The sequence below is a fragment of the Weissella paramesenteroides genome, from assembly GCF_036327715.1.
Classification (GTDB): domain Bacteria; phylum Bacillota; class Bacilli; order Lactobacillales; family Lactobacillaceae; genus Weissella; species Weissella paramesenteroides.
Genome location: NZ_CP130559.1, coordinates 336,026 through 357,684 on the forward strand (window position 1 = coordinate 336,026; position 21,659 = coordinate 357,684).

18 protein-coding genes and 1 pseudogene are annotated in these 21,659 nt (G+C 37.5%); 16 read left to right on the forward strand and 3 right to left on the reverse strand.

Features of this window, described 5'->3' with window-relative positions; genetic code table 11:
- Window positions 1–450: 450 nt before the first annotated feature.
- From QRX23_RS01550 to gpmA, 3 genes are all read left to right on the forward strand, one after another.
- Complete coding sequence (locus tag QRX23_RS01550) at window positions 451–1,263, forward strand: SseB family protein (protein ID WP_140837163.1); 813 nt, start codon at window positions 451–453, stop codon at window positions 1,261–1,263.
- A 43-nt stretch (window positions 1,264–1,306) separates the two neighbouring features.
- Window positions 1,307–2,317 (forward strand): NAD(P)/FAD-dependent oxidoreductase, encoded by a 1,011-nt coding sequence (locus QRX23_RS01555; RefSeq protein ID WP_131473885.1) that lies wholly within the window; start codon window positions 1,307–1,309, stop codon window positions 2,315–2,317.
- A gap of 96 nt (window positions 2,318–2,413) precedes the next feature.
- Window positions 2,414–3,133, forward strand: a complete 720-nt coding sequence (gene gpmA / locus QRX23_RS01560) for a 2,3-diphosphoglycerate-dependent phosphoglycerate mutase (protein WP_002828672.1) — start codon at window positions 2,414–2,416, stop codon at window positions 3,131–3,133.
- A 152-nt stretch (window positions 3,134–3,285) separates the two neighbouring features.
- On the opposite strand, the gene QRX23_RS01565 is transcribed toward gpmA, so the two are convergent.
- Complete coding sequence (locus QRX23_RS01565; RefSeq protein ID WP_251939841.1) at window positions 3,286–3,669, reverse strand: winged helix-turn-helix transcriptional regulator; 384 nt, start codon at window positions 3,667–3,669, stop codon at window positions 3,286–3,288.
- Between the two features lie 108 nt (window positions 3,670–3,777).
- Here QRX23_RS01565 and QRX23_RS01570 point away from each other — a divergent pair, with 108 nt between their 5' ends.
- The 5 genes from QRX23_RS01570 to argH all read left to right on the forward strand — a co-directional run bounded on the left by QRX23_RS01570 (window position 3,778) and on the right by argH (window position 9,326).
- Entirely contained in the window at window positions 3,778–4,284 is a 507-nt protein-coding gene (locus tag QRX23_RS01570) for a type 1 glutamine amidotransferase domain-containing protein (protein WP_330155699.1), read from the forward strand.
- 356 nt (window positions 4,285–4,640) lie between these two features.
- Entirely contained in the window at window positions 4,641–5,972 is a 1,332-nt protein-coding gene (locus QRX23_RS01575; RefSeq protein WP_330155700.1) for a gluconate:H+ symporter, read from the forward strand.
- 213 nt (window positions 5,973–6,185) lie between these two features.
- On the forward strand, window positions 6,186–6,503 hold the full coding sequence (locus tag QRX23_RS01580; protein ID WP_330155701.1) for a SemiSWEET family transporter: 318 nt from the start codon (window positions 6,186–6,188) through the stop codon (window positions 6,501–6,503).
- 198 nt (window positions 6,504–6,701) lie between these two features.
- Window positions 6,702–7,925, forward strand: coding sequence for an argininosuccinate synthase (locus QRX23_RS01585; RefSeq protein ID WP_330155702.1), 1,224 nt, complete (start codon window positions 6,702–6,704; stop codon window positions 7,923–7,925).
- 15 nt (window positions 7,926–7,940) lie between these two features.
- Complete coding sequence (gene argH / locus QRX23_RS01590) at window positions 7,941–9,326, forward strand: argininosuccinate lyase (protein WP_330155703.1); 1,386 nt, start codon at window positions 7,941–7,943, stop codon at window positions 9,324–9,326.
- A 68-nt stretch (window positions 9,327–9,394) separates the two neighbouring features.
- Here argH and QRX23_RS01595 read toward each other — a convergent pair whose 3' ends face one another.
- Both QRX23_RS01595 and QRX23_RS01600 read right to left on the reverse strand, forming a co-directional pair.
- Entirely contained in the window at window positions 9,395–9,595 is a 201-nt protein-coding gene (locus QRX23_RS01595; protein ID WP_251939850.1) for a hypothetical protein, read from the reverse strand.
- 15 nt (window positions 9,596–9,610) lie between these two features.
- Window positions 9,611–10,540 carry an AraC family transcriptional regulator gene (locus QRX23_RS01600; RefSeq protein WP_330155704.1) on the reverse strand — a complete coding sequence of 310 codons (930 nt, stop codon included), beginning with the start codon at window positions 10,538–10,540 and terminating at the stop codon, window positions 9,611–9,613.
- Window positions 10,541–10,820: 280 nt separating this feature from the next.
- Between QRX23_RS01600 and QRX23_RS01605 the strand changes: the two genes are divergently transcribed.
- From QRX23_RS01605 to QRX23_RS01640, 8 genes and pseudogenes are all read left to right on the forward strand, one after another.
- A complete protein-coding gene (locus QRX23_RS01605) occupies window positions 10,821–12,236 on the forward strand; it encodes an MFS transporter (protein ID WP_330155705.1) in 1,416 nt (471 codons plus the stop codon).
- 21 nt (window positions 12,237–12,257) lie between these two features.
- Window positions 12,258–14,225: a glycoside hydrolase family 127 protein gene (locus QRX23_RS01610; RefSeq protein ID WP_330155706.1), complete on the forward strand. Its 1,968-nt coding sequence runs from the start codon at window positions 12,258–12,260 to the stop codon at window positions 14,223–14,225.
- 422 nt (window positions 14,226–14,647) lie between these two features.
- Window positions 14,648–15,415, forward strand: coding sequence for an ABC transporter permease subunit (locus tag QRX23_RS01615; RefSeq protein ID WP_330156115.1), 768 nt, complete (start codon window positions 14,648–14,650; stop codon window positions 15,413–15,415).
- A 109-nt stretch (window positions 15,416–15,524) separates the two neighbouring features.
- Window positions 15,525–16,145 (forward strand): annotated as a pseudogene (locus tag QRX23_RS01620) (ABC transporter ATP-binding protein); the annotation flags it as partial.
- A gap of 13 nt (window positions 16,146–16,158) precedes the next feature.
- Window positions 16,159–17,115, forward strand: a complete 957-nt coding sequence (locus QRX23_RS01625; RefSeq protein ID WP_330155708.1) for an aliphatic sulfonate ABC transporter substrate-binding protein — start codon at window positions 16,159–16,161, stop codon at window positions 17,113–17,115.
- 31 nt (window positions 17,116–17,146) lie between these two features.
- Window positions 17,147–18,658, forward strand: a complete 1,512-nt coding sequence (locus tag QRX23_RS01630) for an AMP-binding protein (protein WP_330155709.1) — start codon at window positions 17,147–17,149, stop codon at window positions 18,656–18,658.
- 5 nt (window positions 18,659–18,663) lie between these two features.
- Entirely contained in the window at window positions 18,664–19,842 is a 1,179-nt protein-coding gene (locus QRX23_RS01635; RefSeq protein WP_330155710.1) for an acyltransferase, read from the forward strand.
- A 205-nt stretch (window positions 19,843–20,047) separates the two neighbouring features.
- On the forward strand, window positions 20,048–21,571 hold the full coding sequence (locus QRX23_RS01640) for an AMP-binding protein (RefSeq protein ID WP_330155711.1): 1,524 nt from the start codon (window positions 20,048–20,050) through the stop codon (window positions 21,569–21,571).
- Window positions 21,572–21,659: the final 88 nt, after the last annotated feature.

The window sequence follows — 21,659 nt, forward strand, 5'->3', positions numbered from 1 at the left end:
GTTCGTGTTTTGTATAAAAATGATGTTTTAAAAAAGTATATTTGGTAATAAGAATAATATTAGCGGTTAATTATTTTTTATAGATGAATAAAACACGAATTATGTATTTACTTTGCCTCTTTTTTAAGCTATGATTAAGGAGTTGCTTGAGGGGAAACGCAAAGCACATTAAAATACATATAGAGGATACAATGATTTGGCATCTATTTTAATAGCTGAATGTTGCCTTTGATTTGTCATAATGTGAAAATTGAGATGATCATCTCAGCTTTATCAGCCCAAAGTTTTTTCGATATTATTTTGAAAAAATTTTGGGCTTTTAAAATGCAGAGAAACGTTTCCTGTCAGTTTGTTGATGCTGTGTTGCTAAAAGGTGAGCCCCTGACAAACACAGGGTTTTCCGTTATACTTGTTAGAAAGAGATGAGAAATTAAAGGAGAATGATTGCGCATGGATAATGATGATGAAGAACTACGTAATGATAAACTGCTGGATGCGATAGCGGTTTTTCGTGAGGAACAAAATGAGGTCACAGAGCATAACTTTATCCAGGCATTGATTGATGCAGTATTTATTGCCCCAGTTAATTTTTCAGAGCCACCAGTTGTAAAAGACGATGGTGATGTTGAAATCCCAGATGATGCACAAATGCAGTTAGTAACATTCGAATTAGAAAATGGTAACGGAGTTTTTCCAGTGTTTACTGATTTGGATGCATATAATGCACAACCCATTGAAGCTGAATTACCTGTTTATCCATGGGCAATGGCATTGTCGGATTATTTGCCAATCCTGCAAGATGATGAGACGCAGAATATTGAAGGTTTAGCATTAAATCCATTTACAAATGGGATGCCAATTACCCGTGATAATATTGCCTATATTGCGCAACAAGTTGCTGCCCAGCAAGAAGCAAATGATGATGAAGATGAAGGCAATAATGAAATGGAAATCACATCTGCTGAAGAGTTGATTCCAACACCACTTCGTTACGAGTTGATTGGTATTGCAGATGATGCAATGGGTACAATTGAAAATATGTATCTCCTTTGGTTGACTAATAATGATGCTGACACATCAAACTACCTACTTGTTGTAGATGGACCAGATCGCGAAGCTGTGCAAGCACTCTATCAACAAATTGCGACGGCATTTGAAGAAAAAGCAGGTGATGAAGGAAGTGCGGTAGACATTGTCTATGCACCTGACTTCCAAGTTGATTTGTCTGAATTTGAGAGTCTGTACAGTCGAACAATCGGCTAATAACATTTACCAAGCAAATAGTAATAGGAAGTTTTCAATAATAATGAATGAAGAAGTTGATTTAACAATTATTGGTGCCGGTCCTGTCGGCATGTTTGCCGGTTTTTACGCTGGATTACGTGAACTAAAAGTGGCGATTGTCGAAAGCTTGTCAGACTTAGGTGGACAGGTAACTAACTTTTATCCAAACAAGACTATATTGGATGTTGCTGGTTTTACGAATGTTTCGGGACAAGCATTGATTGATGATTTGAGTGAGCAACTATCTCAATTTGACCAAACGATGCGATTAGGTGCAACAGTAACGGATATCATCCCTGATGAAGATGGTTATCAAATACAGACGGATCAAAAGGATATTTTTCATACAAAGGGTATTGTTCTAGCAACTGGAGCAGGCGCTTTTGAACCTCGTCGTATTTCAGCGGATTTATTAGATGAGCAGGTTGAAGATAATATTCATTACTCAATTCATGAGTTAGAGTCGTTTGCGGGAAAACGTGTTTTAGTTGCTGGTGGTGGTGATTCTGCAGTTGATATGGCGCTACATTTAGAACCGGTGGCTGCAGAGGTTCGCTTAACTCACCGACGAGATAAGTTCCGGGCGTTGGAACATAGTCTAACGCGGCTTGAAAAATCATCAGTGACCCTTGAGACACCTTATACAATTAAGCATATTGCGCGTGATGTGTCTGGTGCATTGTCAGTGACATTACAGGTTGCCCGTGCGGAAGAAACAAAAGTGATTACAGTAGATGAAATTGTCGTTAGTTATGGTTTTCAGACAGAAAACAAGATCATGGCTGGCTGGACAATCAAGCCAGAGTTGAATGACCAAAATCAGATTTTGGTTTCACAGAATATGGCAACATCTGTAAAGAATGTTTATGCTATTGGGGATGTTGCTGCCTATAATGGCAAATACGATGTCATTGCGACCGGGTTCGGTGAGGCACCAACAGCGATTAATGATTTGATGACCCATATTCTGCCAGAAAAGAAGGGGCCAGCACACTCAACAGCATTGACTGTTGAAAATGGTACCGTCAAGTAGAATTGATTATTTTGTGAAAAGATTACCAATTACTACTAAATATCATGAAAATTTGTTACAATAAGAACGAACAAAATTAGAAAAAGAGGTGTACCAATGGCAAAGTTGGTTTTAATTCGTCACGGTCAAAGTGAATGGAATGCATTGAACTTATTCAATGGATGGGTTGACACAAAGTTGAGTGATAAGGGTATTGCTCAAGCTAAGACAGCTGGACAATTGTTGGCTAAAGAAGGTATTCAATTCGATCAAGCTTATACGTCAGTTTTGACACGTGCCATTACGACATTGCACTTGGCATTGGAAGAAGCAGATCAATTGTGGATTCCAGAGGTTAAGTCATGGCGTTTGAACGAACGTCATTACGGTGCTTTGCAAGGTTTGAACAAGGCTGATGCAGCAAAGAAGTGGGGTGACGAACAAGTTCACCAATGGCGTCGTTCATATGACGTTTTGCCTCCTCTACTAGAAGAGCAATCAGAAACAATGACGATTGATGGTAAGACTTATCCTGCATTGGATCGTCGTTACCATGATGTACCAGAAGGTGAATTACCAAAGGGTGAGAACTTGAAGGTTACTTTGGATCGTGTCTTGCCATTCTGGGATTCTGACATTTCAAAGGCATTGAAAGACGGTAAGAACGTTGTTATCGGTGCCCACGGAAACTCATTGCGTGCCCTAGTAAAGCACGTTGAGCAAATCTCAGATGCTGACATCATGGGTGTTGAAATCGCCAATGGTGAGCCATGGGTTTACGACTTGGATGAAGATTTGAACGTTGTTTCAAAGAAGATCTTGAAGCCAGAAGCTTAATTAGAAATATAAACAGAGACTACTGACAGTGATGTTGGTAGTCTTTTTTGTTGTACATCAAAATTTAGGCATAAAAATTCCCAGAAAATTAATTGGTTACTTTAACTTCCCAGGTTTGGTTTATAAATTCATGAAAATTTTAGAGTTCTTCATCATATTTTTGGTTCGTAATCAACGTTTAGCGTTGCTAATCGATTTGTTCCCCACGTAAACATCAATTCAATGATTGGCATCAAGCTCTCGCCAGTTGAGGTCAAAGAATAGAAAACAGCTTTACGATTTTTAATAAGTGTTTCATGGCGGGTTACTAACCCATCTTCAACTAATTCATTGAGTTGTTGTGATAGTACTTTGTGGGTTGCGTTATCCAAAAGTTGTTGAATTTGGCTAAAACGCATTTGGCCGTCGTGTGATAGATGATAGATAATGACTATTTTATATTTGCCAGAAAACATTGAAAGAGTGTATTCCTTGGCACAATTAAAATCTTTCTTTTGAATCTTGTTAATGGCATATTTTCTGATTACATCTGTCATAAAATTTTCTCCGTTAGTGTTAGATTTCATACGCACAAAAAAGTGCGTTATTGTATTGCCGTTCATTTAGGTATAAATTATATACCATAATAAAGGAGGTTGTTAATTATGACAAAGAAAGTTGCGGTTGTCGTCACTGATTTAGTAGAGGATGTTGAATTTACCGATCCAGTTGAAGCTATTAAGAACGCGGGACATGATGTTACAACTATTGGTTTTGAGGTAGGAACTATAAAAGGTAAGCATGGTACTAAAATTAACATCGATAAGTCTATTGCTGATGTAGTACCTGAAGATTTTGAAGCTTTGTTTATTCCTGGTGGTTTTTCACCTGACCAATTACGTGCTGACCAACGATTTGTCGACTTTGTAAAGTCATTCTTATCAAAGAATAAGTTGACTGCAAGTATTTGCCACGGTCCTCAATTGATGATTCAAACTGGTTTGGTACACGGTCGCACCATGACATCTTACCTAACTGTACAACCAGATTTGTATTATGCAGGAGCTCGTATTGAAGACCAACCAGTGGTTATTGATGGTAACTTGATTACAAGTCGTGAACCTAAAGATATTCCAGCATTCAATGAAGCTGTTGTTGCGGCTTTAGCGTAATGTAAATTTTAAAATTACAGAAACTATAAAGACTACTGACAGAAATGTTGTAGTCTTTTTTGTGTTATACGTTAAAATTTAGGCTATTCGTCAAATATATCAACATTAGAGACAAAATTATTTAATTGTATAGATTAAAAATCCATCAGCTAAGTTCTTCATAACTTTAATTCTTTTTTATAATTTAGCGAACAGAAAATGCCTGATTCTTTTCAAAATGTCAAGTTTTTAGTTAGCAGAATATAAAATATATGTGTTCCAAAATGGAATGATAAAATGCTAGCTAACGGCATTGTAAACGGTTACAATTAATGTGTGATAGATTTTATTATGTTTATTTATAGGGAGATTTTATTATGCCATTGTTTTGGGTATTGGTGGGCATTGTTTTATTGATTTTACTGATTGTAAAATTTAAATTAAATACATATGTCTCATTATTAGTAACCGCTGTATTTTTGGCCTTGGTGCTAGGAATTCCGGTCGATAAAATTGGGCCAGCTATCGAAACTGGTATTGGTGGTCAGCTAGGTCATCTTGCCATTGTTTTTGGGTTAGGATCAATGATTGGAAAACTAGTTTCTGATACTGGTGGTGGTTACCGTATTGCGCATACACTAATTCAGAAGTTTGGTCGCAAGCAAATTCAAATTGCTATTATTTTGGCTTCATTTATTGTTGGTATTGCGTTGTTCTTCGAAGTAGGATTGGTTGTCTTGCTACCAATTTTGTTCGTTATTGCTAAAGAGTTGCAAGTGCCATTGCTTTATTTAGGTATTCCAATGGCAGCAACCTTGAATACTGCTCATGCATTTTTACCACCACATCCAGCACCAACAGCTGTTGCCGGTGTGTTTAATGCAAGCATTGGTCAAGTATTGTTGCTAGGTATCATTGCTGCTATACCAACGATTATTATCGCTGGTCCAATCTTTAATATGGTACTCAAGAAGGTTTATCCAGGTGCATATCATAAAGAGACACCAAATGTCTTTGGTGAATTTAAGACATTTGAAATCGAAGAGACACCTGGATTTGGTATCAGTATTTTAACTTCAATGATGCCAGTTATCTTAATTGGGATAGCAACTATCTTAGATCCATTTTTGAACAAGCATTCAATTATTGGCCAAATAATTGGTTTTATTGGTAGTCCTGACATGGCGATGCTCTTGTCGCTGCTCTTTGCATTATTTACAATGGGCATTTTGCGTGGTATTAAAATGTCAGAAATTGGCAATACATTAACGGAGTCAATTAAGCAAATTGCCATGATGCTACTAATTATTGGTGGTGGTGGTGCCCTAAAGGAAGTATTGATTGAAGGTGGTATTTCTGACTATGTTTCGGCATTGTTTGCCCATACATCAATGTCACCAATCATTGCTGCTTGGCTAATTACTGCTGTACTACGTGTCAGCTTGGGGTCGTCAACAGTTTCGGGAATTACAGCAGCAGGATTGATTGCGCCATTAGTTGCTAGCTCTACTGTTAACCCAGCCTTAATTGTATTGGCAATTGGTGCGGGTTCAGTATTCGCTGACCATGTTAATGATGCTGGTTTCTGGATGATCAAAGAATACTTTGGCCTTTCATTAAAGGAAACTTTGCTATCTTGGACAACCTTAACTAGTGTGCTTGCACTTGCTGGATTGGGTTCAGTGCTATTACTATCATTGTTTGTATAATGATTTAAGCAATAGAAAATTAATTGATTATTTAAATCGTTTCGTAGCTAAATTCATTGTGAATTTAGCTACTTTTTTATATATAAAAGATATATATTAACATCCTGTTATAAATAAATAACATTTTAAAAATTGACCCTTGCATAATAAATAAATACGACTATCATATATGTCGTACATACTTTTAGCTTTAGGAGGCAATAAACAAGAAAAATGGACAGCGGAACCGATAAATCTAGTGATAGACGGCGCTTTATTGATGTAAGTAGTAGGGTTACTATCGTAAGGTTGATTAGTATATTAGCAACCATTATGTGTGTGCTCATGTATTTATCGTATATAACCGAAATTCAAAGTAACCTTGCTGGCAATCCAGTACCACTCGTTCAACCACTAACTATGATGTTAGATGCTATACTGTGGGCTGGGTATGGGTGGTTAAAAAAATATCGAGATTGGCCATTAGTGATATCAAATGTACCAGGCGTATTCTTAGGTATTGCTACTATCATTACAATATACGTTCATTAAATTTAAATATAATTAATAGGGACAAAAGACTACTTGAACTACCCTCCAAAAATTGGAGGGTAGTTCGGTAGCTTTTTTAGTTAAAATATGCATTTTAAAATGAATATACGTTTAATTTATGAATAAAAAACAAAAACTATTGCATTTTGTGTATATTTATTCTATTATTTAAAAAACGTCCAAAGAGGGGGAACGATTATGAGCAAAGAAAAAGTGGTTTTAGCATATTCTGGTGGATTAGATACGTCGGTAGAAATTGCCTGGTTAAAAAATGCGGGGTATGACGTGATTGCATGTTGTATCGATGTTGGGGAAGAAAAGGATCTGGTTAAGATTCAGGAAAAAGGTAAGCAAGTTGGTGCGATTGAATCTGTGGTGATTGATGCCCAACAGGAATTCGCCGAGGAATACGTGTTAGTGGCGCTACAAGCACATGCTTATTACGAAGGTAAATATCCTTTAATTTCAGCGTTATCACGACCATTGATTGCGAAGAAGCTCGTTGAAGTTGCAAAGCAATATGGCGCAACAGCCATCGCCCACGGTTGTACGGGTAAAGGTAATGATCAGGTTCGTTTTGAGACGGAAATTCATGCATTAGCGCCAGAAATGAAGATTGAAGATCCTATTCGTGATCAACATATGTCGCGTGAAATGGAGATTGCCTATGCAAAAGAAAATGGCATCCCCGTGTCAATCACAAAAGAGAGTCCTTATTCAATCGACGAAAATCTTTGGGGTCGTGCCAATGAGTGTGGTGTACTTGAGGATCCATGGGCAACAGCACCTGAGGATGCTTATGAACGAACAAATGCACTAGAAAATACGCCGGACACACCAGACTATGTAGAAATCACCTTTGAGCAAGGTGTGCCAGTCGCACTTAATGGTCAAGCATATGAATTGGCTGAGCTCATTAAAGAACTCAATCAAGTAGCTGGTAAGCATGGTATTGGCCGTATTGATCATGTGGAAAATCGTTTGATTGGTATCAAGTCACGTGAAATTTATGAAGCACCGGGTGCCGAGGTTTTGCTAAAGGCGCATAAGGATTTGGAAGATTTAACAACAACAAAGGATTTGGCACACTTTAAGCCAATTATTGAGAAGCAAATTGCTGAGACCATTTACAATGCATTATGGTACACACCATTATTTGATTCATTAAAGGCATTTATTGCTGAAAGTCAAAAAGAAGTGAACGGTGTTGTTCGTGTCAAGTTGTTTAAGGGTAATGTGATTTGTGAAGGTCGGCAATCAGACAACTCTCTATATAGCCTAGATTTGGCGACATATACTTCAGCAGATGCTTTTGATCAAGAATCAGCCGCTGGCTTCATTAAATTGTATAGTTTACCTTCAGTTGTTCATGCACAGGTGCAACAAAAATTAGCAGCAGCTGAACAATTAGTTTTAAAGTAGAAAGTAGGCAAATTGATGGCAACAAATCAAATGTGGGGTGGCCGTTTTGAAAAAGGCAATCGGTCAGATGTTGTGGCATTTAATGCATCGATTGCTTTTGACCAACGGTTAGCAAAACATGATTTAATCGGTTCGATAGCTCATGCGAAGATGTTGACCCACACCAAGATACTTTCAGAATTAGAAGGAACGCAAATCGTTGGGGGGCTTGAAAAACTACAAGAAAAATTAATGGCAGGGGAATTGGTTTTTTCGGACACGTTTGAAGATATTCATATGAATATTGAACATCTCTTGCAACAAGAAATTGGGGATGTGGCTGGTAAATTGCATACGGCTAGAAGTCGAAATGACCAAACGGCTACTGACATGCATCTTTTTATGAAGGATGAAATAGTGACAATCATGTCATTATTAGATGAGCTACTGGAAGTTGTTGTCACAAAAGCTGAAGTGAATGTCAACACGTTGATGGCTGGCTATACTCATTTACAACACGCACAGCCTATTTCATACGCCCACTACTTGATGGCTTATTATGAAATGTTTACACGTGACCGTGAAAGATTTCAATCGTCGTACAATAGCGCAGATCAATCACCATTAGGTGCTGCTGCCTTGGCAGGGACAACATTTCCGATTGATCGTGAGTATAGTGCGCAAGCATTGCATTTTGCGGGAAATTATCAAAATTCGATTGATGCAGTATCTGATCGGGATTATCTATTAGATTTCTTACATGCTTCAGCAACTTTAATGATGCATTTAAGTCGTTTCTGTGAAGAAATTATTCAATGGAATTCTTATGAATTTGATTATATTGAAATTAGTGATGAATTTGCGACGGGTAGTTCTATCATGCCACAAAAGAAGAATCCAGATGTCGCTGAATTGATTCGGGGTAAAACTGGCCGCGTTTATGGCTCATTATTTTCGTTGCTAACCACATTAAAAGGGTTGCCATTGGCTTATGATAAGGACTTGCAAGAAGATAAAGAGGGTATTTTTGACACAATTGATACCTTAAAAGCATGTGTTTCGCTGTTTACAGACATGTTAGCCACTATTCAAGTGAAATCAGATAAGTTACAGGCTGCATTAAAGGATGATTTTTCAAATGCAACGGAGCTTGCGGATTACTTAGCTGATAAGGGATTGCCATTCCGGCAAGCGCATCAGGTTGTGGGAAAACTAGTTCATTATGGCATTGCCAATAATGAGCCGCTGCAAGAAATGTCACTGACCCAGTTACAAGAGTTTGAACCATTGATAACAGATGATGTCTATGATGTTCTTGATCCAGAAAACGCAGTAGCACGTCGAATTTCTTTAGGATCAACTGGATTTGATCAAGTGAAGTATCAAATTAAACAGGCCAAAGAAACGTTGGCCAAAAAATGATATGAGTAAAAAACACATGCGTTAGATAATGTTGTCCAGCGAGACAAATCTAACGCATGTGTTTTTTATTATTTTTTGGACTGCCGTTGCCGATTATCATGAGCTAGGCTTAAGTAGATCAAAATCAATAAGACGGCGGCACCACTGATTGTATAGAGATTGTTAGCAATTTTATGGTCAGCGACTTCCCAAGCTAAGTAAATGAGAATGAGCTGTAAACACCATGAAATTAAAGATTGCCCGGCAAATATTTTAGTGAATAATTTCATGAATTGAGACTCCTTTTATTGATGGAAATTTGTATCTGGTAGATCGCCATTTTCTGGAATGTAATCAAGCATATCCTCAATTCGTTTAGGAATTGGAATTTGAGGATCAATGTGGGGGTTGTTTTGATGCACCAGACGATATGATTGCCGATAATCAGTCGGTGATAAGCCAGTTGTTGCTTTAAACTTATGTGTAAATATTTTAGGATCTGTAAAGTAAGCAGCAGCTGCAATCTGTTTGATCGACATTTCTGTGCGAATTAATAATAACGAGGCAACCTCAATTTTTAAATGATTCAAATACTGTAGGGTTGTCATGCCAGTATATTTTTTGAATAACCGAGTTAAGTAATCTGGATTTAAATGAACATGGTCAGAAATTTCTGCAACCGTCAATGTTGCAGAAATATTTGCACGAATCCATTCCTTAATATAATTGATTTTTGAACGTTCATCCGGTTGATTTTGTGAGACAAATGCTTTAAATAAATAGATAAGTAGTGTTGATGTTAAATAATCACGCTCATCAATATAGGATAGGCTATTATTGATTGATAGCATCTGATGAACCAAAATTAAGATTTGTTGGTCATTTTCCAGTGTGAATTGGCGTGGTAAGGCAATTTGTTGCTGCTTGGTTGCTGCTGACTGGACTTGTTCAATAAATGCTGCGGGGGTGCTGGTAAAGATTTTCTCTTTAAATTGAGAGAAGAAATGGAACCAGTAAAAATCAACCGGGTCGTTGCTTTCACGAAAACCACCAAACGGCGTAAATGGTGGAATCACGAGGACATCATGTGCATGAAGGGTCACGTATTGTTGATCGATTTCTAAATAAATCGGACCTTTAACACAAATAATAACTTCATAATCACCTTTATGGAACATACGCTTATGTTGCCAGTGTTGATCACTAATGAATTCACCGCCTTTATAAAATAGCATCGTTTTATCTAATGTAAACGTCGAAAAAAGCATAAGTTGCACCTCAATTGAATGGTCGGAAATAAACACCTAATATCGTATTTTCGCCTCATCTAACTTTAACTCATAACACTATGATAATACATTATCATCCTGATGAAACGGTTTTCTAAAGTAGTCGGAAATGATTACCTTATGTGCAAGTATATATCTTTTTTGAATATTTGAAAACGGTTACAATAACTTTGTGAATAGGTAATCAAACGTTGGATTGCCAAAAAAATAGAGGGAGATTATTATCATGAGTTCAAATACGGATAACAACGGTCAAGTGAATCGTCATGTTGATGCTGCACAAAAGTTGTTAGCAGAAGACAAACTACCTTTCCACCGTAAAATTACGTATGGTTTCACAGATATGTCTGGTAACTTGCTTTACTGTATTATCAGTTCATACATGCTATATTTTTTCACGAATGTTTTCGGACTTTCTGTCGGTGTTGCAGGAGTCTTACTATTAATTGGTCGTGTTTTTGATGCAATTGGGGCACCCATTATGGGTATTTTGGTTGATCATACGCACAGTAAGTATGGAAAAAGTCGCCCATGGTTTTTATGGGGCGCATTACCATTTGCAATTTTCGTCTGGTTACTATTTACGACACCTGATATTAGTAATACCGCAAAAATTATTTATGCTGGTGTCATGTATATTTTGGCTGACTTTTCTTATACGGCCATGTCAACGCCGATTACATCTGTATTACCTAATTTAACAACGAATACAGATGATCGGATGCAAGCGAACTCTATTCGTTTGGTGTTAGGAAATGTTGGAAACTTCTTTGCCGTAACCTTCATTATCCCGTTTGCTGATTTGCTAGGTCATGGTAATGATCAACGTGGTTGGTCATTAGCTGTTGGTGTCTATGCAATTGTTGCTTTCATCTTGTTAATTATCGCATTCTTCGATATGCGTGAGAAAAACCTTGCCAAAGAAAAGGTTATTAGTATTAAAGAAAGTTTGAAGGCTACCAAGGGAAATTGGCCATGGATCCTGATTGTTTTGGCTAATTTGGCTTACTGGACTGCTTATACTGTACGAAATGCAGCACTGCCATATTATTTTCAGTACAACCTCGGTGATAAATCATTAATCTCATTCTTTAATGGTTTTTCAATTATTCAAGTTATTGGCATGGCATCCGTACCATTTGTAGTTAAGTTATTACACAAGTGGGGTTCAACCGTATTTTTCCTATCTTTGACAATTATTGGACAAATCTGGATGGGATTTGCGGGTAGTAACACGACTTCAGCATTGATTGGTTGGTGTGTTGCATGTATTGGTGCTGGTTCAGCATGTACGATGTTCTTTGCCATGGTTGGTGATACCGTTGACTTTGGTGAATGGAAAACAGGTATTCGTGCAAATGGTTTCTTAACAGCTATTGGAGCAGCATTCTGTATTCAAATGGGGTCTGGTCTAGGCTCATTTATTGTTTCGATGTTACTAAATAGTGTTGGTTTTGATGCATCACATGCTGTGCAATCAGCAAGTAGTTTAACTGGTATTCATCTATCATTCATTTGGGTACCCATCATTATTTACATCATCAGCTTGATACTAATGGTAACTTACCGTAAGTGGGAGCGTCATGAACCAGTTGTACAAAAAGAATTAGCAGAACGTGAAGTTGAAGCAGAAGAGGCATAACCGAAAGGAATTTTTATAAAAATGAGTCACAATGAAACGATACAATTAAACCAAGTACAGGTAACATCTGAATTTTGGCAACGTTATCGCAATTTAGTTGTAAAGGAAGTACTACCTTATCAATGGAAAGTTATGAATGATCAGGCCAATATCAATATTGCTGATGATCCACAAAACAATGGGCAGGATAAAAATAGTCATGCAATTGCTAATTTAAAGATTGCAGCTGGTCTGGAATCTGGTCACCACTATGGTTTTCCTTTCCAAGATACTGATGTTTATAAATGGTTAGAAGCAGCTGCGTATTCATTTTCATATCATCAAGATGATAATTTGAAAAAAATGACGGATGAATTGATTGATTTAATCGCTGATGCGCAAGACGATGATGGTTATTTATCAACATATTTCCAAATTGATGCACCTGAAAGAAAGTTTAAGCGGCTACAACAGTCGCATGAACTATACACGATGGGTCATTATATAGAAGCTGGTGTTGCCTATTATCAAGCAACTGGTAATCAAAAGGCATTGCAGATTGCCGAACGGATGGCCGATTGTATTGATAAAAACTTTGGCCTAAAAGATGGTCAAATTCATGGTTATGATGGACACCCAGAAATTGAACTAGCTTTGGCAAGATTATTCGAAGCTACGCAAGAGCAACGTTATCTTGATTTAGCACATTATTTCTTAAATCAACGTGGTCAAAATCCAGAATTCTTTGATGAACAAATCAAGGCAGACGGTGTCGACCGTGACTTGATTGCAGGTATGCGTGATTTTCCTCGTCGTTATTATCAAGCAGCTGAACCAATCAAAGATCAGCAAACTGCTGATGGTCATGCAGTTCGTGTTGTCTATCTATGTACAGGAATGGCGATGGTTGCGCGACATACTGGTGATCAAGAATTATTAGCAGCATGCAAGCGATTTTGGAATGACATTGTTAAGCGGCGTATGTATATCACAGGAAACATTGGTTCGACAACCACGGGTGAAGCTTTCACTTATGACTATGATTTACCTAATGATACGATGTACGGTGAAACTTGTGCTTCAGTTGGGATGTCTTTCTTTGCAAAAGAAATGTTAAAGATTGAAGCAAAGGGTGAGTATGGGGACATCTTGGAGAAAGAGTTGTTCAATGGTTCTTTGAGTGGTATGTCATTGGATGGCAAGCATTTCTTCTATGTCAATCCACTAGAAGCTGATCCGACTGCATCAAAGTTAAATCCAGGAAAATCACATATTCTAACGCATCGTGCGGATTGGTTTGGGTGCGCTTGCTGTCCAGCTAACTTGGCTCGTTTAATTACTTCGGTTGATCAATATATTTATACGGTGCATGACAATACAATTTTGAGTCATCAATTTATCGCCAATGAAGCAAGTTTTAGTGATGGCGTGACTATCACTCAGACGAACAATTTCCCATGGCAAGGAGACATTAAGTACCATCTTGAAAATGCCAACCATAAAACATATCAGTTTGGTATTCGTGTACCACAATGGTCACAAGATGAGTTTAGTGTTGCTGTTAATGGTCAGAATGTTGATGCAACAATAGAAGATGGCTTTATTTATCTGGCGATTGATCAAGATAACGTCGATATTGAATTAACATTGAATATGGCAACAAAGTTAATGCGCAGTAATAATCGGGTGAAAGCTAACTTTGGTCAGGTCGCAGTTACTCGTGGTCCATTAGTATATGCAGCTGAAGAGGCTGATAACGAGGCACCTCTTTGGGATTATCATGTTAATACGAAAGATGATGCAACATATGATTATCAGGAAGAGACTCTTGGTGGGGTCGGTGTGATTACGGTGCCAGCAACTCGTGAACAACTTGAATCAACTGATGATGCATTATACAAGTCAATTGATGACGTACCAAATGAAATTGATACGCAATTAACATTAGTACCATATTATAGTTGGGCTAACCGTTTAAACGGCCAAATGCGTGTTTGGTTGTATCGATAAAACATGAAATATTAAATTAGCATAGAAAGAAGTTGGGACAAAAGAATTTGTTCCAACTTCTTTTTGCTAAAAATGTATTAATTATCAGCATGAAAGTTTGATAGCATAAACGCGTTCCAAAAGTCTGAAGCCTCAATGTAACGCAATTTACGTCCTTCCTGTCCTTCGCTTTGCTACGGCCAAAAACGGCGCAAATCACGTTACACACCGGCTTCAAACAACTTTTGTCTCGCTCTCTTTTTTAAATGTCATGCAATTGTAAATAATTAAAGAAAAAAATTACCGTAGGTTTAAGTTTGAAATTTTAAGATTGACCTTATTAACAATAAATCCATTAAAAACTGTTGTTTTAGAAATTTTATTAAAATTAAATGATGAATTTTTCTAAGCAGATGTAAAAGGGAGGCTATCATTTGCAAAGAATGATTACTAAAAGTAGAAAAAAGCGACACATAGAGGGAACCTTACCTTGGTTAATTCCAGTTGCAATTATCATTATTTGGGAAGTCATTGTGGATGCGGGGATGATTGACACAACCTACGTGCCTAGTCCATCGGCAGTCGGTTCACAAGCAATTACTTTATGGCAGGAAGGTACACTACAACAAAATATTGGTATTTCATTATACCGCGCGACGATTGGGTTACTTATTGGTGGAACGATTGGTTTTACGCTAGGTGTGGCCAATGGGTTGTCACGGATTAGCAATTTATTATTTAATTCGACCGTACAAATGGTACGTAATATTCCACACTTGGCTTTAATTCCTTTGATTATTATCTGGTTAGGAATTGGTGAACCAGCCAAAGTCACTCTAGTTGCTATTGGGGTAATGTTTCCTATTTACATCAACACCTTACATGGTATTCAATCGATTGATCCGAAATTAATTGAAATGGGCCGTTCATATCAATTATCAAAGTGGCAAATGTTAACAAAAATTATTTTCCCTGGCGCAATGCCAACTATTTTAATGGGGATTCGATACGCTCTAGGGGTTATGTGGACCACATTAATCGTGTCTGAAACAATTTCATCAAGTTCCGGTATTGGGTATATGGAGACCAATGCGCAACAATTCCTAGATATGCCAACAATTTTCTTGGCAATTATTATTTATGCAATTTTAGGTAAGGTATCTGATTGGATTGCAGCGCTATTGGAATCTATTATGCTGGATTGGCAATAAAGAAGGAGAGAATTGTATGGCAGATAATAGCATTGTACATATAAAAAATGTCACAAAAAAATATGATGATAAACTTGTTTTACATGATATAAATTTTGATATTGCACACGGAGATTTCATTGCCTTTGTTGGTGAATCCGGTGGTGGTAAGTCGACCTTACTACGATTAATTGCGGGATTAGAATTGCCAACCTCGGGGAAAATCGTTGTTAATGGTGAAGTGGTTCAAGGACTAAGTCAAGTGACTCGTGTGATGTTTCAAGATGATCGTCTGCTGCCATGGATGACAGTTTTAGACAATTTATCATTTCAATCACGTGATAAAAAAGACCGTGAACGTGCGCAAGAATTGTTAGACTTAGTACAACTACATGATTTTGCAAATCATTTTCCAAACCAGTTGTCTGGTGGTCAAAAACAGCGAGTTGCTTTGGCACGTGCGTTAATGTCTTCACCACAATTGTTATTACTCGATGAACCATTAGGTGCCCTGGATGCACTGACGCGTATTCGAATGCAAGAGTTAATTGCCTCGATTGTTGATCGGGAACAGTTAACCACGATTTTAATTACGCATGATGTTCGCGAGGCAGCAAAAATGGCAGATTATGTGGTTGCCATCAAACATGGAACGACCGGATTAAAGGTAGCTGGTCAACGTGGTAGTGACGATGAAGTCGCTATGATACAAGTGGCTAATCAAGTACAAGATTTTATTTTGGCAGATTAATAAAGGAGATTATATGACGAAATCTTGGAAAAAAATAATATTAATTGTGCTATTAATCTTGTGGGCCGGCGGTACTTACTATGGTTATCGGCAGGCGACAGGTGCGGGCGATAAACTGGAAAAGGTGACGATTGGCTATCAAAAGGGAGACCCCGTGGATGTTTCTAAATCTCGTGGGGTGTTAGTTAAGAAAATGAAGGCACTAGGTTACCGGGTTGTGTTCAAAGAATTTTCTGACGGATCATCTGAAATGCAAGCCCTTGTCTCAGGCAGTATAAATTATGCTCGTACAGGGGATACACCGCCCATTACGGCTACGAGTAATATTGCCTATCTTGCTGCCGGTGCTAAGAAAGCCAACGGATCAGGAATTTTAGTGAAAGCAAACTCTGATATAACGAAATTATCTGATTTAAAAGGGAAGAGAGTGGCCTATACACAGGGTACGTCTTCACATTATCTATTGTTGCAAGCCCTATCAAAAGCTAAATTGAGTAATTCTGATATTAAATGGGTCAATATGAAGCAGCCTGATGCAGCCATTGCTTTTTCAAAGGGAAAGGTCGATGCGTGGGTTACTTGGGATCCTTATACAGCCCAAGGACAAGTCCAACAAAAAGCAAAGTTACTTGTCGATGGGCAGGGACTTTCGAACAATCGAGACTTTTTGATTTCAACGCAATCTTATGCTAAGAAACATCAAAAAATCAATAAATACCTGGTTAAGTATGTTGGTGAAGACATGAAATGGGCGAATAAACATCCAAATAAACTGGTTACATTGCTATCTAAGAAATTACATATGAAGCAAACAGTGGTACAAAAAATGGTTGATCGTCGTGATTGGACGATGTCTCCTTTGAGTAAATCAGTTATTGCTGATGAACAAAAAATCGCCGATGTTTTCTATGCTAATGACCTCATTAAAAAGCAAATAAAAGTTAGCGATGATGTAATTACAATCAAATAATAAATTAGTAGATTAGAAAGAGAAAATCAATATGACAGTTCTTACTGATGCCTTACAAAGACAGTTAGTAAATCATCAATCAGACACAAAGTTAGTCTCATTAGTTGATGGTCGAGCATACACTGGCCAGCAAATAACAGAAATGGTAAATGAGTTAGCAGAAAAATTTACGCAGCATGGCATTAAACGAGGGGATGTTGTCCTCATTGCCTTAACCAATCACTGGACTTATCCATTGATTGAAATGGCGTTGTGGCAATTAGATGCGATTGCTCACCCGATTGCCCCCTCATCGGGAATGGCGGAGATACTTGATGAATTTGAAGAGTATCACTATGCAGCAGGGATCTTTGATACGGCACATACTGACTCATTAGAGCAGGATGCAAACTTTATTCCTGAACCATTTTTAATTGATGGTGCCGAAATTAATTTTTACCGTTACCCTACCGTGCAAGAAAATAATGCTGGAAATTTTAAACAAACAAATTTGGCGTTAATTTTAAATACCTCGGGATCCACTGGAAAACCCAAGCGTGTGGGCTTAACGCATGAGCAATTGTATCATTCTGCGAAACATATTGCCGCTTCGCAATCATTGACCGACCAAGATGCTGCTTTGGTCGTTATGCCAATGTTTCATGTCAATGCCCAGGTCATTCAATTACTGGGTACGTTGATTTCAGGTGGTAAATTAGTCGTTGCTCAAAAATTTTCGGCCTCAAGATTTTGGTCGGCAATTGCTGTTCATGACGTGACTTGGGTGTCGATTGTGCCAACGATTATACAGATGTTGCAGATGAATGAGAAAGCAAAACAGACTTTTCAGCATTATCAGCACGATATAAAACTAAAATATGTACGGTCGGCGTCATTTTCTCTACTACCAGACCAGTTAACAGCTTTTGAGAAGCAATATCACTTACCAATTATTGAGGGTTATGGCATGACTGAAGCAGCATCATTGATTGCTTTGAATCCTTTTGACGCACCTAAGGCAGGGACTGTTGGGTTACCAATAGCAATAGATGTTGCTTTATTGATTGATGGTAAGATTTCTAAAAAAGCGGGTCAATCAGGTGAAATTTTATTGCGTGGCGATCATGTGATTACGGACTATCTTGATAGCCGGCCTGATTCATTTTACAATGGGTGGTTACGTACAGGTGACCTTGGTCAATTTGATACTGATGGGTATTTAAAAATTGTAGGTCGTATTAAAGAAATTATTAGTCATGGTGGGGAAAAAGTTGCGCCGCTTGCCATTGAGGCCGTTTTACGACAACTTGATTTTATCGATGAGGTAGTTGTGATTGGTGTGCCGAATACATTGTATGGTGAAGAAGTGGTTGCTGCAGTAATTGCTAATAACAGTAATAATGGGTTGACGGAAGCACAAATGCAGGAGAAAATATTGCATTATGCAGCAGATAATCTTTCGTTACCGGCACGACCCACTCGAATTGTTTTTGTGACAGACTATCCACATAATCCAACGGGAAAGGTGATGCGACATAAATTGATAGCGCAATTGAGTCAATGAAAAATATGGCAGAAGGCAAACAAAAAAGAAAATATTTATATGAGGTCGATGTTTTACGACTCATCTTTATTACAGGCGTTTTATTAAATCACACAACGACAATGGTCGGTAATGAGTTAGCAACGGCCTCTTGGGAAAGTGGTTTTTTAAATATGACGCATTTATCATTACACTTCACCCGTATGGGCTTCATGTTTATTACGGGATTGGTATTGTTTTTACAGCATTACCATAAGGAGCTGCATGTTTGGTCATTTTGGAAAAAGCGTTTTTTGGGCGTGGGAATTCCATACGTGAGCTGGTGTTTCCTGTTGCTAATGGGTGAAACTTTACAACAAAATGCATGGTCTGGTGCGGGAAACTTTCTAGCAGATCTTGTTCATTTAATAACCCATGGTGATGACTATTACATGTATTATATTATTGTGACCATGCAACTGTATGTAGTCTTCCCGATATTAGTTTGGCTATTCAAAAAATTTAGCAACAAGCATAATTTAATTTTAGGAATTTCTTTCGTATTTCAGATTGTGTTACTGTTCTTTATTAAATATGGACTACCACACATTGACACAAGCAATTGGCCATATTTAATGAAAAACTACGGCTTTAGCCTACTAGTTTATCAGTTTTACTTTGTACTGGGAGCATTTGCTTCCATCCATTATGAAGCATTTAAGGGATTTATTGAAAGAAAGCATCGTTTGATTGGTTGGGGAACGCTTATCTTAGCGCTTGGAACTCTTGTAGAGTTCTACTATAACCAACATGTTTTGCATCTGTCATTAACAAAAACTTTGGAAATTCATCAACCTTATATTTTCATCTATGATCTATTTATTATTGGATTCGTTATTTGGATTGGTTTGCAATATGCAAAATATAGAGAAAATGGTTTACCACAGTGGCTAGTCAAATTTGTTTCAATTGGTGCAAAAGTTGGCTTTGGGATGTACCTTGGTCAAACCGTTGCGTTAACAATTATGGCAGGTGTTCTAAGTGCCCTTGATATAGCAGATATTGCTAATTTCATGTTAATCCCAGTAATGTTCATCATTATTGTACTAATGGATTATTACATGTCGTATTTCTTTTACAAGATACCACCATTTGGCTTCTTGATTGGACGTCCACAATGGCATGTAACTAATCTTTGGAAAAAAAGGGAAAAATTAACAATTTAAATGAATATGAATTGCCCAAGACTTGTTTCCGATATGTAATTGGAAGCAGGCCTTTTTTATTTGCTCATGAAATATGAGGATTTTTTCATAATATTCAATTTAACCTTAATAGTAAAGCTTTCTTTGGGGTTTGTTTGCTACACTTTTCTCAAAAGTTAGCTTTTAATTGGTTATTTACACCAAATTACGGAGGAAACGATTGAAGATGACAACACTTACAAAACAATTAGCTGAGCAATTACAGATACATAAAGAGGATGACCTGATTAAAGACTTACAACTTGATCAGTGGTTTACTGGTCAACAATTAGCGGATGATGTGGCGACGTTACACGACTTTTTTCAAGAAATTGGCCTTATGAACCAGGATCTAGCGCTGGTCTGTTTGGATAATTCAGCAGTATATCCAGTATTAACCCAAGCGTTTTGGCAACTTGGGGTTGTTGAACATCCAGTCGCAGCAACGACACCAATTGCCCAACTTTTGACAGAATTTAATGAACATACCTATGCTGTGATCGTTGTTAAACAAGAATTAGCAGATCAATTGACTGATCAAGTACCTTTACAAAAACAAATTGTTAAGTTAAATACAAACCAAGAATTAACCATATTCATTAATACTGAATTGTTATCAAAACGTCCAAATGATACAGGAACTTCACCTAACGAGGAAGATCTTGGACTAATTTTAAATACGTCTGGTACGACTGGTAAGCCCAAGCGAGTTGGCTTAACCCATCGTATTTTAAATAATGCAGCGCATCATAATATTGATTCTCATAAAATGACATCAGCCGACACGACTTTGATTACGATGCCAATGTTTCATATTAATGCGCAAGTCATTTCAACATTATCAACACGACTTTCGGGTGGAAAAATTGTGATTGCGAACAAATTTAGTGCCAGTCATTTTTGGCAACAAATTAGTGAAAATCATGTGACCTGGACGTCAGTTGTACCAACGATAATTTCAATTTTGCTAATCAATGATCAAGCAAATCATATTTATTCAGAATTAAAAGCGCACATTCACCTTCGGTTTGTTAGAAGTTCATCATTTGCTTTACCAGAAAGCAAGTTTATTGCTTTTCAAGATCGCTTTCATACAAAGATTTTAGAGGGGTATGGTATGACCGAGACATCAAGTCAAAGTACACTGAATCCAATTAATGCGCAGAAAATTGGCTCAGCAGGTAAACCAGTTGGTACTGATGTTGCTATTTTGATTGATGGTAAATATGAAACAAAAGGAACTGCAATTGGGGAAATTATTGTGCGCGGTGACCATGTTATTTCAGATTATGTGGATCCACAACCAAATGCATTTCATGATGGCTGGTTTTTAACGGGAGACTTAGGATACTTTGATGAAGATGGCTACCTTTTTGTAAAGGGACGTAGTAAAGATATGATTAATCGCGGTGGTGAAAAAGTTGCGCCAGCCGGTGTACAAAGTATTCTTTCACAACTAGATTTTATTGAGGAAATTGTTATTCTAGGAATGCCAGATGACCTGTATGGTGAGGCCGTAACTGCAGTGGTGAAACCCAAAAATTCATTGCTTGATGAAGCAACGATGATAGCGCAATTACAGGATTATGCCAACGAAAATCTCGCAAAATTCGAGCGTCCGACACAGATTTATTTTGTGCAAGATTTTCTACGTAATCCGACAGGTAAAATTTTGCGTCCACAACTGAAAAAACAACTTATCAATAGTTAGAAAAGTTGAAAATGGAGGGACAGAAAAAATTCGATATCCAATGTAAAATATTTAGCTAATGTTGATTTGGACGAAGAAAATATCTTAA

Bases quoted from the DNA above. Each gene is read 5' to 3' on its own strand.
- QRX23_RS01595 (WP_251939850.1), bottom strand. From the start codon at position 9,595: ATGAAATTATTCACTAAAATATTTGCCGGGCAATCTTTAATTTCATGG.
- QRX23_RS01555 (WP_131473885.1), top strand. From the start codon at position 1,307: ATGAATGAAGAAGTTGATTTAACAATTATTGGTGCCGGTCCTGTCGGC.
- QRX23_RS01600 (WP_330155704.1), bottom strand. From the start codon at position 10,540: ATGCTATTTTATAAAGGCGGTGAATTCATTAGTGATCAACACTGGCAA.
- QRX23_RS01550 (WP_140837163.1), top strand. From the start codon at position 451: ATGGATAATGATGATGAAGAACTACGTAATGATAAACTGCTGGATGCG.
- QRX23_RS01640 (WP_330155711.1), top strand. From the start codon at position 20,048: ATGACAACACTTACAAAACAATTAGCTGAGCAATTACAGATACATAAA.
- QRX23_RS01575 (WP_330155700.1), top strand. From the start codon at position 4,641: ATGCCATTGTTTTGGGTATTGGTGGGCATTGTTTTATTGATTTTACTG.
- QRX23_RS01625 (WP_330155708.1), top strand. From the start codon at position 16,159: ATGACGAAATCTTGGAAAAAAATAATATTAATTGTGCTATTAATCTTG.
- QRX23_RS01565 (WP_251939841.1), bottom strand. From the start codon at position 3,669: ATGACAGATGTAATCAGAAAATATGCCATTAACAAGATTCAAAAGAAA.
- gpmA (WP_002828672.1), top strand. From the start codon at position 2,414: ATGGCAAAGTTGGTTTTAATTCGTCACGGTCAAAGTGAATGGAATGCA.
- argH (WP_330155703.1), top strand. From the start codon at position 7,941: ATGGCAACAAATCAAATGTGGGGTGGCCGTTTTGAAAAAGGCAATCGG.
- QRX23_RS01570 (WP_330155699.1), top strand. From the start codon at position 3,778: ATGACAAAGAAAGTTGCGGTTGTCGTCACTGATTTAGTAGAGGATGTT.
- QRX23_RS01635 (WP_330155710.1), top strand. From the start codon at position 18,664: ATGGCAGAAGGCAAACAAAAAAGAAAATATTTATATGAGGTCGATGTT.
- QRX23_RS01630 (WP_330155709.1), top strand. From the start codon at position 17,147: ATGACAGTTCTTACTGATGCCTTACAAAGACAGTTAGTAAATCATCAA.
- QRX23_RS01615 (WP_330156115.1), top strand. From the start codon at position 14,648: ATGATTACTAAAAGTAGAAAAAAGCGACACATAGAGGGAACCTTACCT.
- QRX23_RS01580 (WP_330155701.1), top strand. From the start codon at position 6,186: ATGGACAGCGGAACCGATAAATCTAGTGATAGACGGCGCTTTATTGAT.
- QRX23_RS01605 (WP_330155705.1), top strand. From the start codon at position 10,821: ATGAGTTCAAATACGGATAACAACGGTCAAGTGAATCGTCATGTTGAT.
- QRX23_RS01585 (WP_330155702.1), top strand. From the start codon at position 6,702: ATGAGCAAAGAAAAAGTGGTTTTAGCATATTCTGGTGGATTAGATACG.
- QRX23_RS01610 (WP_330155706.1), top strand. From the start codon at position 12,258: ATGAGTCACAATGAAACGATACAATTAAACCAAGTACAGGTAACATCT.